The organism is Streptomyces sp. NRRL B-24484 (assembly GCF_000717715.1).
Classification (GTDB): Bacteria; Actinomycetota; Actinomycetes; order Streptomycetales; family Streptomycetaceae; genus Kitasatospora.
This window is the reverse complement of the sequence record NZ_JOAI01000178.1, coordinates 1-221: the sequence shown is the minus strand read 5'-3', so window position 1 is coordinate 221 and position 221 is coordinate 1. Positions and strand designations below refer to the sequence as shown.

Genomic DNA, 221 nt, shown 5'->3' with positions numbered 1-221 from the left:
CAGTAATGGGTGGAGTTGACCGGTACTAATAGGCCGAGGGCTTGTCCTCAGTTGCTCGCGTCCACTGTGTTGGTTCTGAAACCACGAACAGGCCCATGTGTCGGTTGTTCGATGTGTTTCACAGTGTTTCGGTGGTCATAGCGCGAGGGAAACGCCCGGTTACATTCCGAACCCGGAAGCTAAGCCTCGTAGCGCCGATGGTACTGCAGGGGGGACCCTGT

General features: G+C 56.6%; 1 rRNA gene. It reads left to right on the top strand.

The window, feature by feature from the left end:
• Positions 1-127: 127 nt before the first annotated feature.
• Positions 128-221: ribosomal RNA gene (gene rrf / locus IE98_RS45600) — 5S ribosomal RNA — on the top strand; the annotation flags it as partial.